This window comes from Actinophytocola sp. (assembly GCF_049647105.1).
In the GTDB taxonomy this organism is placed as follows: Bacteria; Actinomycetota; Actinomycetes; order Mycobacteriales; family Pseudonocardiaceae; genus Actinophytocola.
Window position 1 is genome coordinate 21,614 of the sequence record NZ_JBARWZ010000105.1, and the last position, 17,494, is coordinate 39,107.

The 17,494-nt window shown below is 73.2% G+C and carries 5 protein-coding genes (1 of these 5 only partly in view); 1 reads left to right on the forward strand and 4 read right to left on the reverse strand.

Features of this window, described 5'->3' with window-relative positions; translation table 11 throughout:
• The 4 genes in view from WBA97_RS13495 to panD are tightly spaced (at most 18 nt apart) and all read right to left on the reverse strand, a layout consistent with a single transcriptional unit that may run on beyond the window.
• Positions 1 to 6,077 carry the start of an amino acid adenylation domain-containing protein gene (locus WBA97_RS13495; protein ID WP_424231122.1) on the reverse strand. It extends 7,597 nt beyond the left edge of the window, so 6,077 of the gene's 13,674 nt are visible here — the first part of the coding sequence; the start codon lies at positions 6,075 to 6,077; the stop codon falls past the left edge of the window.
• The gene (locus tag WBA97_RS13500; RefSeq protein WP_424231123.1) at positions 6,074 to 16,384 is read right to left on the reverse strand and encodes an amino acid adenylation domain-containing protein; all 10,311 of its coding nucleotides are present in this window, start codon (positions 16,382 to 16,384) and stop codon (positions 6,074 to 6,076) included. Before WBA97_RS13500 ends, WBA97_RS13495 begins: the two co-directional genes overlap by 4 nt.
• 18 nt (positions 16,385 to 16,402) lie before the next feature.
• The gene (locus WBA97_RS13505; RefSeq protein WP_424231124.1) at positions 16,403 to 16,615 is read right to left on the reverse strand and encodes an MbtH family protein; all 213 of its coding nucleotides are present in this window, start codon (positions 16,613 to 16,615) and stop codon (positions 16,403 to 16,405) included.
• Between the two features lie 15 nt (positions 16,616 to 16,630).
• Positions 16,631 to 17,059, reverse strand: a complete 429-nt coding sequence (panD, locus tag WBA97_RS13510; RefSeq protein ID WP_424231125.1) for an aspartate 1-decarboxylase — start codon at positions 17,057 to 17,059, stop codon at positions 16,631 to 16,633.
• A 222-nt stretch (positions 17,060 to 17,281) separates the two neighbouring features.
• Here panD and WBA97_RS13515 point away from each other — a divergent pair.
• The coding region (locus WBA97_RS13515) for a hypothetical protein (RefSeq protein ID WP_424231126.1) at positions 17,282 to 17,494 on the forward strand (213 nt) is incomplete at its 3' end.

Here is a 17,494-nt window from a genome sequence, read left to right on the forward strand (position 1 = left end):
TGCAACGTGGTGCGGATGCGGGCGACGAGCCGGGCGGCCAGCAGCGAGTGGCCGCCGAGATCGAAGAAGCTCGCCGACACGTCGACCGACGGCCGGTCGAGCACCAGCGCGACGATCCGTGCCAGCGCCCGTTCCCGCTCGTCGGCAGGCTCGGCGTGCACCGGTTCGCCGGCGGCGGGTGTCGACGCGGCGAGCGCGCGCCGGTCGATCTTGCCGCCGGGCAGCGTCGGCAGGGCGGGCAGGACGGTGAACGAGCTGGGCACGAGGTGCGCGGGCAAGGTGGCACGCAAGGTCGCCCGCAGTGCAGTCCGCGCCTGCGCGGCGTCACCGACGATGAACGCGGCCAGCTCGCGCTCACCCGCGTGGTCCCGCGCGACGACCGCGGCCGCCGTGATTCCTGGCAGGGCGGTGAGCGCGGACTCGACCTCGCCTGGCTCGACGCGGACGCCCCGCACCTTCACCTGGTCATCCGCGCGGCCGAGCACCATGAGCGCACCGGCCGAGGAGCGGCGGGCCAGGTCGCCGGTGCGGTAGAGCCTGCCGGGCCCGAACGGGTTGGCCACGAACCGGGTCGCGGTCAGTCCCGGCGCGCCGAGGTAGCCACGGGCCAGGCCGGCGCCCGCCAGGTACAGCTCACCGACCACCCCGGTGGCCGTCGGAGCGAGCCGGGCGTCGAGCACGTACGCCGCGGTGCCGTCGACCAGCGCGGTGAACGGGCCGCCGCCCTCGGCGACGAGGCTGTCACCGCTGGCCTCCGAGCAGCCGTACAGGTTCACGAGCCGCGCGGGGGTCGCGGCGGCGAGCGTGGCGGACAGCGGTTCGCCGCTGGAGATCCACGTGCGGACCATCGGCAGGTCCATCTCATTGAGCAACGCACGCAGCAGGCTCGGCACCACCGTCATGCGGCTGACCTCGCGCCGCGCCGCGAGGGTGGCCAGCGCGCGAGGATCGCGGCGCTCACCCGCCCCGGCCAGCACGACCGTCGCACCCCCGACGAGTGCGCCGAGCAGTTCGGTGCTGCCGTCGACGAAGCCCGGCGAACTCTTGGCCAGGACGACGTCCCGCGTACCGACCGGCACCGCGCGCTGCCCCCAGGCCAGCCGAGCGGCGAGTCCACCGTGGGTGCCGACGACACCCTTTGGTTCACCGGAGGACCCGGACGTGAACAGCACGTACGCGGGATGTGCGGCGTGCAGGACCCGTTCGGCGTCGGACAGCCGGGCGCCGGAACGGGCCGCGACGGCGGCGATGGTGCCTGCGTCGTCGAGGACCAGGGTCTCGCCGTGCCACCACCCGGGTGCCGCGCCGACGCAGACGAGCAGGCCCGGCCTGGTCCGCGTGGTCATGGAGCGCAGCCGGTCGACCGGGTAGTCGAGGTCCAGCGGCAGGTACGCCGCACCGGCCTCGAGCACGGCGAGCAGCGCGATCACGTAGTCGGCCGACGGCGGGCAGGCCAGTGCGACGACCGACTCCGGCCGGACACCGTGCTCGACGAGCAGGCGGGCGAGCCGGTTGACCCGCTGGGTGAGCCGCGCGTAGGACACCTCCGTCTCGCCGGCCACCAGCGCCACCCGGCCCGCGTTGCGCATCGCGGCCAAGCGCACGAGGTCGGGCACCAGCGCGTCCCCGGCCACCGGTGCTGGCGGGCGGGTGACCAGCTCGCGTTCGGCGGCGGTCAGCACGTCGTGGGTGCCGATGGCGGCATCCGGGTCCGACACGAGCGCGGTCAGCAGCGCGGCGAGCCGCTCGGTGAGCGTCACGACGGTGTCCCGGTCGAACAGGCCGGTCGCGTACTCGATGCCGCCGCCGAGCGGGCCGTCCCCGTCATCGCCGCCGCCGAAGAAGTTCACGGTCAGGTCGAACTTCGCGGTGTCCAGACCGAACGGCACCGCCCGGCTCACGAGCCCGGACACGCCCAGGTCGAGGTCCAGCTGGTGCTGGTGGGTGACCATCACCTGGAACAGCGGGTTGCGGCCGGTCGCACGGGCGGGCGCGAGCACCTCGACGAGGCGTTCGAATGGCACGTCGGCGTGCTCGAACGCCGCGAGGTCGGTCTCCCGGACCCGGCGCAGCAGTTCGGTGAAGCTCGGGTCGCCGTCCGTGCGCACCCGCAGCACGAGCGTGTTGACGAAGAACCCGACCAGCCCGTCGAGCGCGGCGTCGGACCGGCCTGCGCTCGGCGCGCCGAGCGGGATGTCCTCGCCCGCGCCCATCCTGGTCAGCAGCGCGGCGACGACGGCCTGGACGACCATGAACTCGGTGACGTCGTTGGCCCTGGCGAGCGCCACCAGTCGCCGGTGCACGTCCCCGGGCAGCTCGAACGTCTCGTACCCGCCGTCGTGCCCTGCCGAGTCCCGGCGGGCCCGATCCATGGGCAGCGCCAACTCCGCCGGCGCGCCCGCGAGCGCGTCCCGCCAGTACGCCACCTGGTCGGCGGCGCCGTCGGCGGCCAGCAGCCGGTGCTGCCAGCGGGCGTAGTCGGCGTACTGGACCGGCAGGGGCGTCCACCGCGGCGCGTTGCCCGCGCGACGCGCGGTGTAGGCGTGGCGCAGGTCGGCGAACAGCGGGCCGACCGACCACTCGTCGCCCGCGATGTGGTGCAGCAGCACGAGCAGCACGTGCTCGTCCGCGCCGACGGGGAACACCGCGACACGCAGCGGGATCTCGGTGGTCAGGTCGAACCGGTGCGCGGCGGCGACGGCGACCTGGTCGTCCACCGTGGACTCGGCGGCCTGCGACACCACGAACGGCACCTCGGCGGAGGGCAGCACGATCTGTACGCCGTCCCCGTCACCGTCGGCGAAGACCGTCCGCAGCGCCTCGTGCCGGTCGACCACGTCGGACACCGCGAGACGCAGCGCGTCGAGGTCGAGACCGCCGGACAACCGCAGCACGGACGGGATGTTGTAGGCCGGGCTCGGCCCGTCGAGCCGGTGCAGGAACCACAGTCGTTGCTGTGCGGGCGACATCGGCGCGGTGCCGGTGTGCGGCTCGGCGAACAGCGGCGGCCGGTCGGCCGCCGAGCCGAGCCGGGCGAGCAGCCCACGCGGTGTCGGGTGGTCGAACACGTCGCGGATCGCGACCGAAGCGCCGAACGCGGCACCGATGCGCGCGACCAGCCGGGTGACGAGCAGCGAATGACCGCCGAGGGCGAAGAACCCGTCGTCCTGGCCGACCCTCGGCGCGGCGAGCACCGCCGCGAACAGGCCGCACATCAGCTCCAGCCTGGCGTCACCCCGGTCGGTCCGTGCGAAGACCGGCGCGGCCGGGCTCGGCAGCGCGGCGCGATCGATCTTTCCGTTGGGGGTCAACGGGAACGCGTCGATCACGACGATGGCGGCGGGCACCAGGTGGTCCGGCAGCGACGCGGCGAGCGCGGCACGGAGATCCTCGGCCCGGCCGCCTTGCGCGACCGCGTACCCGATCAGCCGGGTGCCGAGCACCTCGTGCTCGTCGGCCACCACCAGCGCCGCCGACACCGACGGCAGCGCGCGGAGCGCCGTCTCCACCTCACCCGGCTCGACCCGGAAGCCGCGGATCTTCACCTGATGGTCGGCGCGGCCCGCGAACTCCAGGGTGCCGTCCGCGTGCAGGCGCACGAGGTCGCCGGTGCGGTACAGGCGCCCAGGACCGAACGGGTTGGCCACGAAGCGGGTCGCGGTCAGCGCGGGTGCATTGGCGTAGCCCCTGGCAAGGCCGCTGCCACCCGCGTACAGCTCACCGACCGCGCCGATCGGCACCGGACGCAGCCAGTCGTCGAGCACGTGGGCGGTCGTGTTGTGCACCGGCGTGCCGATGGGCAGTGCCGGTCCGTCGAGGCCGCCCGGTTCCGCGCGCCACAACGTGATGTCGACGGTGGTCTCGGTGGGACCGTAGGAGTTGAAGAGGGTGTGGCCTGCCGCCAGCCAGTGGCGCGCGAGGTCGGGCGGGCACGCCTCCCCCGCGACGATCACGACCGCGCCGGCCGCCACGACGTCCGTCGACAGGTCCGCGAGAGCGGACGGCGGCAGCGTGAGGTGCGTGATCCGGTACTCGGCGAGCAGGTCGGCGAAGGCAGGACCGAGCCGCCGGTGCGGTGGCGCGATCACGAGCGTGGCGCCGGTGGCGAGCCCCATCAACAGTTCCCACACCGAGGTGTCGAAGCTCTGCGACGCGAACTGCAGCACCCGGTCACCCGGACCGGGGCGGAAGTGCTCGGTCAGCGTGTGCGCGAGGCTTGGTAACCCTCGGTGAGTGACGACGACGCCCTTTGGCCTGCCGGTGGAGCCGGAGGTGTAGATGACGTACGCGGCGTGGTCCGCCCGCAGCGGGGCGACCCGGTCGGTGTCGGTGAGATCCTCGGCGGGCAGCGCGGCGGCGGCCGCCTCGGCGGAGGAGAGGAGGTCGACGGGCGCGGTGCCCGGCACGACCGGCAGGTGGGCGGTCTCGGTCAGCACCAGCGCGGGCCGCGCCTCGTCGAGCAGCATGGCGACCCGGTCGGCCGGGTAGTCGGTGTCCACCGGGACGTACACCCCGCCCGCCTTGACGGCGGCGAGCATCGCGACGACCTGGTCGGTGCCCCTCGGCAACACGACCGCGACCGCCTGCTCTGGGCCAACGCCGCGGTCGGCGAGGTAGCGCGCGAGCCGGTTCGCCCGCGTGTTCAGCTCGCCGTAGGTCAGCACGTCCCCGTCGCACAGCACCGCGTCGGCGGCCGGGTTGGTGGCGGCGCGCTCGACGAGCGTGCCGAGCGGCACCCATCCGACGTCGGTCGCGGTGCCGGTGAGCGCGGGGATCGGCTCGGTCCGCCGGTCCAGGCCGGCGAGCCGCCGCCGTGGGCCGGCGGCCACCGAGGCGAACAGGTCCCGCACCCGCTCCGCGAGCCGGACCGCGTCCGCCGCCGGCACGATCTCCGCGCGGTACCGCAGGTCCAGGCGCAGCCGCTCCCCCGGCGTCACCACGACACCGAGCGGGTAGTGGCTCGAGTCCGCACCGTCCACAGCGGACACCCGCAGGCCGGCAAGTCGCCCGAGCCGGTCCAGTTCGTCGGCGTCGGCCGGGTAGTTCTCCAGTACCGCGAACGTGTCGAACAGGTCCCCCCTGCCGTCCTGGATCTCCGGCAGGCCGAGGTACTGGTGGGCGAGCAGCCGCGACTGGTCGCGCTGGACCCTGGTGAGCAGGCCCGCGAGTGACTCGCCGGGCCGCAGCGTGACCCGCACCGGCGTGGTGTTGATCAGCAGCCCGATGATGTCGGCCGCCCTCGGCACCTCGTCGGAGCGGCCCGAGCTGGTCAGGCCGAACGCGACGTCGGTGCGGCCGGTGAGCTCGCCGAGCGCCAGCGCCCACACCGTCTGCAGCACGGTGTTCGGTGTGACGTCGAGACCGCGCGCGGTCTCGCCGACGGCGGCGGTGAGGCCGGCGTCGAGCCACACCGTGTGCGTCATGGTCGCCGCGGCGGCGTGCAGGTCGTGCCCGGCGGCCACGAGCGTCGGCTCGTCGAGACCGTCGAGGTAGCGGCGCCACACCGCCAGCGACGCCGCGGTGTCCTGTGTGGACAGCCAGGTCAGGTGGTCGCGGTACCGGGCGGGCGTCGGCAGTCCGGCGTCCGAGCCGGCCTGCGCGTACAGCTCGAACAGCTCCCGTACGAGCAGCGGCATGGACCATCCGTCGAGCAGGATGTGGTGATGGGTGATGACGAGGGTGTACCGGTCGTCGTCGAGTTGGAGTAGCAGGAACCGCAGCAACGGCGGCGATCCGAGGTCGAACGGCCGGTCGCGTTCCTCGGCGAGCACGCGGCCGGTTTCGGTGGTGCCACGCAGGTCCAGCTCCTGCCACGGCACCGCGACCTCGGCAGGCACCAGCGCGACCGGTTCACCTGACCGGCGGAACCGGAAGGCGGCGCGCAGGTTCGGGTGCCGCCGCAGCAGGGTGGCCACGGCGGCACGCATCGCCTTGGCCTCGACCGTGCCTTCGAGATCGAGGACGGTCTGGACGGTGTAGACGTCGGCCGCGGCACCGCCGTAGCCCGCCCAGAACATCAGCCCCTGTTGCAACGGCGAGAGGGGAAGAACATCCGCCAGACCACGCCGCGCACTCACCGGGACCTCCAGAGGTCGTCGAACTCGTCGATCTCGTCCTGGTCGAGGCTGACCAGGGGGAAATCCGAAGGGGTGTGGCCGCCCGCGCCGCCACCGGCGACGAACCGGGACAGGTCGTCGCATGCCGCGTGGAACCGGTCGGCCAGGCCGAGGGCCAGGTCGGCAGGCAGCCGTTCACCGGCCCATGCGATGCGGTAGCGCAGCATCGCGCCACCGGGACCGTCGACGGCGGTGACGGTGACGTCGACCGGATGCGGGATGGGCAGCCCCGGTGGCACGTGGCCGCCGAGTGGTTCTTCCGTGTCGACGGGTTCGAAGGCGCGACCGGTCCCCGCGCCGAGCCGCCCGAGGTAGTTGAAGCGCAGCTGCGGGGTCGGCAGCGTGCCCAGTTCGGCCGCTGTCGCGGGATCGAGGTGGCGCAGCAGTCCGTAGCCGATGCCGCGGTCCGGGGTGGCACGCAGCCGTTCCTTGACGTGCTTGACCGCGTCCGCGAGGTCGGCGCCCGGTAGTTCGAGCCGGACCGGGTACATGCTGGTGAACCACCCGACCGTGCGGCTGGTGTCGGCGTCGGAGAACAGCTCGTCCGCGCGGCCGTGCCCTTCCAGCAGAACGGTGACCTCGGGTGTGTCGAGCGCCAGCGCGATGGCGGTGAGCAGCAGCTCCTCCGGCCCGGCGTGGAACGCCTCGGCCACCTCACCGAGCAACGTGCCGGTGTCACACGCCGACAGCGAACCGGTGATCTCCTGTTGCGTGGCGGCCACGTCCGACACCGGATCGAGCACGACGCCCGGCCACGGCGGCGCCGAGGACAACGCGGTCTTCCAGTGTGGCAGCTCGGCCTGTCTGCGGGCGGTACCTGCCTCGGCGGTGAGGAGGTCGGTCCAGCGAAGGAACGACGTGCCGACGGCGAACGGTTCCGCTCCCGACCACACGGTCGCGAGGTCGGACAGCAGGATCCGCCACGACACCCCGTCGATCGCGAGGTGGTGCGCGGTGATCAGCAGGCGGTCGCCGAGCAACACCCAGTCGGTGAGGACACCGGCGGCGGGGTCGAGACGGCCTGCCGCGGCGGCGAGTTCGTCCTCGGTCGGGTCGCCGTCGTGCGGCAGCCTGGTGAGCACCGGGACCGCCGGACCGTCTGGTCGCAGCCGCCACCCCGAGTCGGTGCTCAGGCGAGCACGCAGCATCGGGTGCCTGGCCAGCATGGCGCCGAGTACCGCGCGCAGTCGCGCCTCGGTGACGTCGGCGGGCAGGGCGACGAGCATCCGCTGGGCGTAGGTCTCGATGGGACCGCCGTTGTCGCGCAGCGTGTGCATGATCGGGGTGAGCCCGGCACCGTGGCCGCCGCCCTGCTGCGTTTCGGGGGTGTTCGCGGCGGTGGTGACCGCGGCGAGCGCGGCCGGGGTGCGGTGGGTGAACACGTCGGCCGCGGTGAACCGCAGGCCCGCGGCACGGGCCCGCGCCACGAGCTGGATCGCCAGGATGCTGTCGCCGCCGAGGGAGAAGAAGCTGTCCCCCGCGCCGACCGAGGGCACGTCCAGCGCCTCGGCGAACAGCCGGGCGAGGGCCGCCTCGTCCGGTGTGGCCGGGGCGAGCGCCGACCGTGGCGCCGGTGCGGTGGCGAGCCCGGTCGCGACGGCGACGGAAAGTCTCGTCGTGTCGATCGGCGCGTCCGGCTCGGCGACGCAGCGGTCCAGGTGCTCGACGAACGAACGCAGCAGCCGGACCGCGTCCACTTCGGACAGTGCGTCGCGGCGGTACTTCAGTGACACGCCGACTCGTGGACCGGGGAACAGGGTCAGCGTCACCGGGTAGTGGGTGGCGTCGTCGGCGTCGATCGACTCCGGCGCCACCTCGCCGAACCCGGCGAGCAGCGCGTCCTCGTCGAGCGGGTAGTTCTCGAACACCACCAGCGTGTCGAACAGCGGACCGAGCCCGACGGCGCGCTGGACGCGGGACAGGCCGATCTGCTGGTGGTCGAGCGTGGCGGCCTGCCCGTCCTGCAGGCCGCGCAGGGCGGTCGCCACGGTGTCGCCATCGGTGACGCGGAACCGGGCGGGCACGGTGTTGACGAACATGCCGATCGCGGCGTCGATGCCGGGGATCTCCGGTGGCCTGCCGGAGACGGTCACGCCGAACACGACGTCGCCACTGCCGGTGGTGTCGGCGAGGGTCATGCCCCACGCCCCCTGCAGGACCGTGTTGAGCGTGAGTCCTCTGCTCATGGCGAACCCGCGCACCGCCGCGGTGCGGGTCTCGTCGAGTTCCTCGACCAGTTCGACGGGCAGTTCGGTCGCGGGGCCCTGCTGCGCGGGCACCAGCAGGGTGGGTGCGGCGAGCCCGGCGAGCAGTTCGCGCCAGGCGGCGAGGTCGGCGTCCTGGTCTCGCCGGGCGAGGTGGCGGAGGTGGTCGAGGTGCGCGCCGATGCCGGCGTCTCCCGGCACCCCGCCCGCGTACAGGGTGAGCAGCTCCCGCACGAGCAGTGGCGCGGACCAGCCGTCCCACGCGAGGTGGTGGCCGGTGATGACCAGCGCGGCGTGCCCGCCCGGCTGGGGCACGGTGGCGAACCGGAACAGTGGCGGCGCGGCCGGGTCGAAGCGCTCGTGCCGGTGCCGGGCGGCGACCACGGCCAGGTCCTCGTCGGCGATCTGCTCCACGGCAACGGGTTCGCCCTGGTGCAGGACGGCGACCGCCTCACCGTTGCCGAGGTGGCGGAACCCGGTTCGGAGCGCGGTGTGCCGGGCGACCAGCCGGGTGATGGCGGCGTTCATGCGGTCCGGGTCGAGCGGCGCGGCGAAGTGCAGGACGACCTGGACGGTGTAGACGTCCACGGCGTCGGGGTGGGTGTGCGCGAGCGCGAGCAGCCCTTCCTGCAGCGGCGCGACCGGCAGGACGTCGAGCCAGCCGGGGCATTCGCGGTCGAGCCGGTCCACATCGGACTGACGAAGGCCGGGACGGGTGAGGTCGGACGGGGTCCGCCAACCCGAGGTGGCGGCGGCGAGCCCGTCGGCCAGCGTCGCGAACGCCGTGTCGAGTGCGGTGCGGAACGTCGCGAGCGCGGCGGCCGGGTAGCCTGCGCCGTGGCCGAGCCGCAGCCGCAGGTCGCGACCATCGGGGCCGTCGACGGTGTAGGCCGTCAGCTCCAGCGGCGCGGCCGCCGGGGTGTCGTCGGCGTCGATCAGGTCGTCGTCGGCGCGGTGGCCGAGGAAGTTGACCAGCAGTTCCGGCTCGCCGAGCGCGCCGAGAACCGGCGCGGTCTGCGGGTTGAGGTGGCGGAGCAGCCCGTAGCCGACACCCTTGTCCGGCGTCGCACGCAGTGTTTCCTTGACGTGCTTGAGCATCTCGACCGGCGTGTCCATTTCGGACAGATCGAGGCGGACCGGGTACCTGGTGGTGAACCAGCCGACGAGGCCCGCGTTGGCGTCGTCACGCCCGTGTCCCTCGAGCGCGAGCGTCAGGTCCCGGCGCTGGCCGTCGCGCAGGAACAGGACGGCCATGGCGAGTGCGGCGACCACGAGGTCGGCCCCGTCCACGCGGAAGCGCTGTTCTCCCAGCACCCAAAGTTCGTCCACTGTGGACACTGTCGAGGTGAGGACACCCGGTGCGCCGTCACCGCGGTGGAGAACGGGGGCCCGGTCGGCGAGCGCGGTCCGCCAGTGTGCGAACTGGTCGAGCACCGAAACGCTGTTCGCCCGCTCGACCTGGTGATGCGCCCATGCCCGGAACCCCGGCACCGGGGCGAGCGGCCGGCCGGCGAGCACCGCGGCGAGGTCGGCACGCAGCACCCCCCATGACACCGCGTCCACGGCGAGGTGGTGCGCGGTCACCACCAGCGTCGACCCGTCGTGACACCAGATGGTGGTCCGGCCCGCCGACGGGTCCACCATGGACACCGAGGTCGCGGCGTCGGCACGCGGGTCGACCTTGCTCACCGTCCGCAGCCGCGGCTCGTCGGCGTCCGAGGGCACGTCGAGGGACCAGAAGCCGTCCTGGCTCACGGTGAGCCGGGCACGCAGCAGTTCGTGGCGTGCCATCAGCGCCCGCACCGCGGCGGGCACATCGGCGCCGGGCGGCAGCGGGAACACCGCGCTCTGCGTCGCGGTCTCACCGCCGCGCTCACGCAGCCAGTGCAGCATCGGGGTGAGCGGCACCGGACCGGCGACCGGAACGGCGTCGACCGGCGCGGCCACGTCCGCCGGCATCGCGGCCCTGGCCAGCTCGGCTGGGGACTGATGAGCGAACACGTCCCGGACACGCACGGTCAGACCCGCCGTGCGCAGCCGGTTCACCAGCTCGATCGCGAGGATGCTGTCCCCGCCCATGGCGAAGAACCCGGCGTCGGACGCCACCGCCGCCACGCCGAGTGTCTCGGCGAACGCCTGCCGCACCACGTCCGGCGCCTCGCCAGTGGTGGCGGGGACCTGTGCCGCGCGCGGGCCGGGCAGCGCGCCGCGGTCGAGCTTGCCGCTCGACGTGAGCGGCAGCGCGTCCAGTGGCATGACCACCGACGGCACCAGTGCCTCCGGCAGCACGGTCGACAGGAACTCCCGCACCTCGCCAGGCGCCACGGTCGCCGGTGTGACATAGCCGATCAGGCGGGTGTTGCCGTTGCGGTCCGTCCGCGCGGCGGCGGCCGCCGAGACGACCGCCGGATGGCGGCGCAGTGCGCTCTCCACCTCACCGAGCTCGATCCGCACCCCGCGCACCTTGACCTGGAAGTCGGTGCGTCCCAGGTACTCCAGCACGCCGTCGGCACGCCACCTGGCCAGGTCGCCGGTGCGGTACATGCGGGTGCCTGCCAACGGTCCCGACGCGCCGAACGGGTCGGCGACGAACCGGTCGGCGGTCAGGCCGGGCCGGTTCAGGTAACCGAGCGCGACCTGCGTGCCCGCCAGGTACAGCTCCCCCGCGACACCGGGCGGCACCGGGCGCAGGGCGGCGTCGAGCACGTGGGTCTCGGTGTTCCACACCGGTGCGCCGATCGGCACGGGACCCGTCGCGTCGGCCGACGTGGTGTGCCACGCGGTGACGTCGACGGCCGCCTCGGTCGGGCCGTACAGGTTGTGCAGTTCGGCGCCGAGCATGGCGTGGCAGTCGGCGACGGTGTCCGGCGGCAGCGCCTCGCCGCTGCAGAAGATCCGCCGCAGACCGGTGCAGGTCGCCGCGGCGGGGTCGGACAGGAACGCACGCAGCATCGACGGGACGAAGTGGACGGTCGTGACACCGGTGCGGATGATCTCCTCCGCGAGGTAGGCCGGGTCGCGGTGCCCGCCCGGCCGCGCCACCACGAGCGCGGCGCCGGTGGCGAGCGGCCAGAAGAACTCCCACACGGACACGTCGAACCCCGCCGGGGTCTTCTGCAGCACCACCTCGCCGGGGCCGAGCGGGTGCGCGGCCTGCGTCCACGCGAGCCGGTTCACGACCGCGCGGTGGCTGACCAGCACACCCTTGGGGCGACCGGTGGAGCCGGACGTGTAGATGACGTAGGCGGGCTCGTCCGGGGTGACGGGCGGCCAGTCGCGGATCACCTCGCCGCCACGGGCCGCGCGCACGTCGTCCGCCGTGAGCGTGAGCACCGGGGCCGCGTCCCTGGTCATCTGCTCGAGCCGCTCGGCGGGATGGTCCGGGTCGAGGGGCAGGTACGCCGCACCGGCGCGGAGCACCGCGTGCAGCGCGACGACCAGCTCGATCGACCGCTCGATCCGCACCGCGACGATCGTGTTCCTGCCCGCGCCGCGCGCCAGCAGCCCGGTCGCCACCGCGCCGACGTAGGCGTCGAACTCGGCGTAGGTGAGTCGTTCCGTGCCACCCGAGACCGCGAGCTCGTCCGGATGCGTTGCCACGGCGTGATCCAGGTTCGCGACCAGTGTCGTGTCCTGCACCGCCACCCGTTGGCCGGTGCGGTGGCGGCGCAACCACGCCGACTCGGCCGAGGGCAGTACCTCGACGGCGGTGACGGGCTCGTCGAGCCTGGCGGGCAGGTCCGCGAGCACGACACCGAGACGGTCGGCCAGCGCGCTGATCGTGGACTCGTCGAACAGGTCGGTCGAGTACTCGATGGTCACGGCGATGCCGCCGCTGCCGGGGCGCTCGCTGAACTTGACGGTCAGGTCCACCTTCGCGGTGCCGGTGTTCACCAACTCCACCCGCGCGGTCGCGTCACCGAGCCGCAACTGTTCGCCCGCGTCGTGTTCGTGCACCATCAGCACCTGGAACAGCGGGTGCAGCCCGGGCACCCTCGGCGGGTTGACCGCCTCGGTGACGCGGTCGAACGGCAGCTCGCCGTGTGCGAGCGTCTCGGTGTCCTCGGCCAGCACTCGCGCCAGCAACGCGCCGACCGTCGGTGCGCCGGACAGGTCGACCCGCAGCACGACGGTGTTGACGAAGCAGCCGACGAGATCGCGCAGGGCTGGTTCGGCGCGCCCGTCGACCGGGGTGCCGAGCGGTAGGTCGGTGCCCGCACCGTGCCGGGACAGCAGGATCGCCACCGCTGTCCTGAGGACGGTGAACGTCGTGACTCCGGCGGCTCTCGCGCAGTCGGCGACGGCGCGGTGGGTCTCGGCGGGGACCATCCGGCTGACGACCGCGCCGGCTCCGCTTGGCTCGTCGGGCCGCGGCCGGTCGGTGGGGAGCACCAGCTCCGGGGGCGCACCGGCGAGCCGGTCGCGCCAGAAGGCGGCCTGGCGAGCGGCCGCGCTGTCCGGGTCGGCCGGGTCACCGAGCAGTTCGGCGGCCCAGCGAGTGTGGTCGCGGTACCGCACCGGCAGCGGCGGCCAGTCCGGCGCGGCGCCCGTGACGCGGGCGTCGTAGGCCTGGCCGAGGTCTCGCAGCAGCGGCCCGGTGGACGCCTGGTCGGCGGCGCTGTGGTGCAGCACGAGCACCAGCACGTCACCGGCCGCGCCGGGCAGCAGTGTCGCGCGGACGGGTGGCCCGGTCGCGAGGTCGAACGGAGTCGCGATCTCGTCGCGGATCTGTGCCTCGACGTCGCCGGGCTCCGCGAACCGGAAGACGTCCGGCGCGTCCAGAACCCGTTGCCAGCCTTCTGGATCGAGCACGGTGCGCAGCGGCTCGTGCCGTGCGGTCACGTCCAGGACGGCGGCGGCGAGCGCGTCCCGGTCGATCCGGCCCGCGAAGCGGAGCACGAACGGCACGTGGTAGACCGGGCTCGGCCCGGCAAGTTGTTCTGCGAAGTGGAACCGGGCCTGCGCGGCCGACCACGGCACCCTGCCGTTGTCGTCATGCCTGCGCAGCACCGGCCGGGTGCTCGCGGGTCCGGCCCGGTCGACGACCTTCGCGAGCGCGGCGGGCGTGCGGGCGGCGAACACGTCCCGCAGGTCCAGCTCGACGTCCGCACCGGCACGCAACCGTGCGATCAGCCTGCCCGCGGTCAGTGAATGCCCGCCGAGCGCGAGAAAGTCGTCGTGCACCCCGACCTGGTCGTGGCCGAGTAACTCGGCGAACACCGCGCACAGCAGTCGTTCGGTGTCGGTGCGGGGCGCACGGTCCGGGCGGGGCGCGAGGTCCGGCGCGGGCAGTGCCGCGACGTCGAGCTTTCCGTTGGTGGTCAACGGAAGTTCGGACACCGGCACGACCGAGGCGGGCACCAGGTAGTGCGGCAGCCTGGTCCGCAGGTGCGCGAGCAGCTCGGCGGGCTCGAGGTCGGCGGACGGCACGACATAGGCGACCAGCAGGTCGCCGACCACCACGACGGCGCCGCGACCGACGGCGGGATGGGTGGCCAGCGCCAGCTCGATCTCGGCGGGTTCGATGCGGTAGCCACGCAGTTTCAGCTGGTCGTCGACCCGGCCGAGGTACTCGAGGCGACCGTCGTCGCGGACCCGCACGAGGTCACCGGTGCGATACCGCCGGGTGCCGTCCTCGCCGGCGACGAACCGGGTGGCGGTGAGCCCGCCAGGACCGGTGTAGCCGCGGGCCAGGTGTGGTCCGGACAGGTAGAGCTCGCCGGGCGCCCCGACCGGGACCGGCCGCAACCGCGCGTCCAGCACCTCGACGCTGGTCGCGCCGATCGGGGTGCCGATCACCGGGTCGGCGCCGGCGACCACGGCCTGTGTGGCGTCCACGGTGAACTCCGTCGGGCCGTAACTGTTGACCGCCAACAGGTCCGGCTCGTCGGCCAGCCGCATCCACAGCGACGCGGGCACCGCCTCTCCGCCGAACACCAGCACGCACGGGCGGTGCGGTCCTGCGAGCAGTCCGGCGTCGAGCAGCTCGGCCAGGTGCACCGGCGTGACGTCCACGTAGTCGATCCGCTCGGCACGCACCAGGCGGACGAAGGTATCCGCGTCGCGGTAGCAGGCGTCGTCGACGACGACCAGCTCGTGACCGGCGACGAGCCACAACACCGGGTCGATCGCGGCATCGAACGCGAACGCGGCGGTGTGCGCGACCCGCAGCCGCCGGTCGACGTAGGTGAGGACGCCGGTGCGGTGCGCGGCCAGCAGCGACGCGAGCGCGCCGTGGCTGACCTGCACGCCCTTCGGCCGGCCGGTGGAGCCCGACGTGTAGACGACGTAGGCGAGCTGGTCAGGACGCGACTCGACGGGCCGGGCGGGGTGCTCGGCGGCCACGAGGGTGCCGAGTTCGACCACCGGCACGCCGGGAGCGAGGCCGGCCAGGTCGGCGGCGGTGTCCGCGCCGCACGTGAGCACCAGTGCCGGCGCGGCATCGGCGAGGATGTGGCGCAGTCGTTCGGCCGGCTGGTCGCGGTCCAGCGGCAGCCAGGCCGCGCCGGCCCGCGCGACGGCGAGCATGGCGACGACGGTCGCCGCTGAGCGCGGCAGCGCGAGCGCGACCATCCGCTCCGGCCCCGCACCGTGTGCGCGAAGGCCTGCCGCGAGACGCGCTGTCTCGGCGTCCAGCTCGGCGAACGTCCACGACCGGGTGGTGTCGCGCAGGGCGACGGCCTCTGGCGTGGCGGCGGCCTGGTCGCGGAACGACTCGGCGAGCAGCGGCGCGTCCGCGGACTGGCCGGGGCCGTGGCGCCGGCTGCCGGTGCGCAGGGTGATGTCGTCGAGCCTGCCGTCGGCGAGCCGCGCGGCGAGCTCGCCGAGGTACTCGGCGAAGCGGGCGCCGTGACCGGCGTTCTGCACGGGTGAGTAGGTCTCGTCGTTGGTGTCGAGGTCGACCGAGAAGCGGCCTGCGCTGTGGTAGATCGACACGGTGACGTCGTCGACCGGACCGGCGGCGAGGTTGTGGAAGACGCCTGGTGTGCCCGCGAAGTCGAGGCCGTAGTCGAAGAACTTGATGTTGACGCTGGGCCCGTACAGGTCGGCGACGGTCCGTCCGGTGTCGCGCACGAGGTCCTCGAGCCGGTACCGCTGATGCCGGCGCAACGCGGCGAGGTCGGCGGCGACGCCCTTGACGAAGTCGGCGATGCGTGCGGCCGGGTCGACTCGCACGACCAGCGGCAACACGTTCGCGGCCATGCCGGGCACCCGCAGCAGGGCAGAGCCGACCCGGTCGGTCGTCGGGATGCCAAGACGCACGACGGGGTTGCCGGTCATGAGGCTCTGGTAGGCGGCATAGGCGGCGACGGCGACCTCGGCCCAGGTCGTACGCAACGCCTTCACCCCTGAGGTGAGCGCGGCGGCGGTGGCGTCGGGCAGGGGGGCCGAGTGCCGGGTGAACGCGTTCGCGCGCTCGGCCCGCCTGCCGCCGAGCGTGCCGGCGGGCGTGGTGTCGGCGAGCGCGGTCCGCCAGAACTCCCGGTCGCGTGCGTGGTCGGCCGAGTCCCGGTAGACGAGGTCGCGGTCGACGAGCAGCCGCAGTGGGGCGAACGGCGAGACGCCGGGTGTTTCGCCGGTGGCCAGCGCGGTGTAGATCTCGGCCGTGCGACGCAGCACCAGCGGATAGCTGTAGCCGTCCACCGCGATGTGGTGACAGCGGACGAACCACCGGTGCCGGCGCGCACCGAGCCGGTACAGCGTCGGCACGAACACCGGCTCGCGGGCCGGGTCGGCGGGTCGCGCCAACTCGGCCCGCATCAACCGCTCTGCCTCGGCCGAGGGCTCCGGCGTACCGGACACGTCGACCGTCCGCAGCGGCACGTCGAGTTCGTCGAGCACGACCTGCTGCTCACCGGCCGGGTCGACCCGGATCCGCAGCGTCTCGGCCTCGCCACACACCAGCTCACACGCGCGAGCCAGCAGGGTCGCGTCCAGCTCGCCGTCGAGGTCGACGTAGCCGCCCACGTTGTACGCCGGACTGTCCGGGTCGAGCCGCTGGGCGAGCCAGATGCCCTGCTGGGCGGTGGTCAACGGCAGCACAACACCGGCGACGCCGTGCACGATCGCTCCCTCGTGACCTCAGTTGTCGGTTGTCGCGTCGATCAGGCTTTTGGGCCGGAGATCGGTCCAATTCGCGTCCACGTAGTCGAGGCATTCCTGTCGATTCCCCGGCCCGTGCACCGTTCGCCAACCATTCGGCACGTCCACGAACTGCGGCCACAGCGAATGCTGGTTCTCGTCGTTGACGAGAACCAGGAACACACCGTTCTCGTCGTCGAACGGATTGGTCACGTGTTTCTCCCTTTCCTAACGGCCGACGGTCGCGGTCTCGCGACCGGAACGCAGCGTCTCGTCGCCGGGCACCGGCGCGGCCGGGTCCTCCCCCAACTCGACGATCTCGTTCTGCTGGTTGACATGGACGATGCGCGGCACGTGCCGCGCCAGCGCGTCGTCCGGCACGCCGACGTAGGTGATGATGATCACCAGGTCGCCGGGATGCACCAGGTGCGCCGCCGCGCCGTTGACGCCGACAACCCCACTGCCGGCGGGCCCGGTTATCGCATAGGTCTCGATCCTGCTGCCATTGGTGATATCGACCACCTGCACCCGCTCACCCTCACGAATATCGGCGGCGGCCATCAATTCCTGATCGATAGTCAACGAACCGACGTAATGCAGATCGGCCTGGGTAACGGTGGCGCGATGAATCTTTCCGTTGAGCACCGTGCGCAGCACGAAGACTCCCCTGAATTCGGAGGCTGGACAGCATGACGAGCGGCCGACCTCGCCGATCGCTTCTCTAGCGATGTTGCAACTTAGGCAAGGCTAACCATATGGTGCTGTATGTGGCAAGCCGTGCACAGCGAGAAGTCGTAAGAGGAGGGTCACACCCCGGCCACGACCAGGACTGGAGGACGCACAGCCGGTCAATGCCTGGCCGCTGCGGCGGTGCACCAGGTGTGCACGACGGCCGCGCGGGACTACGGGCTGCGGAGCCTGCGAGCAGCCGCCGCGGTGGACAACGCCCGCTGCCGAGCGGTGCTCACCCACGTCGGGTTCATCCCGATGGGGAGGAAGTCCAGCTGGCTCGGCACCGGTACCTGCTGCCGTTTTCGTCCCGCTGGCGGACTGATCCTTCTGTTGGCACCGCCGTGGCCGGGCGGGGAGGCC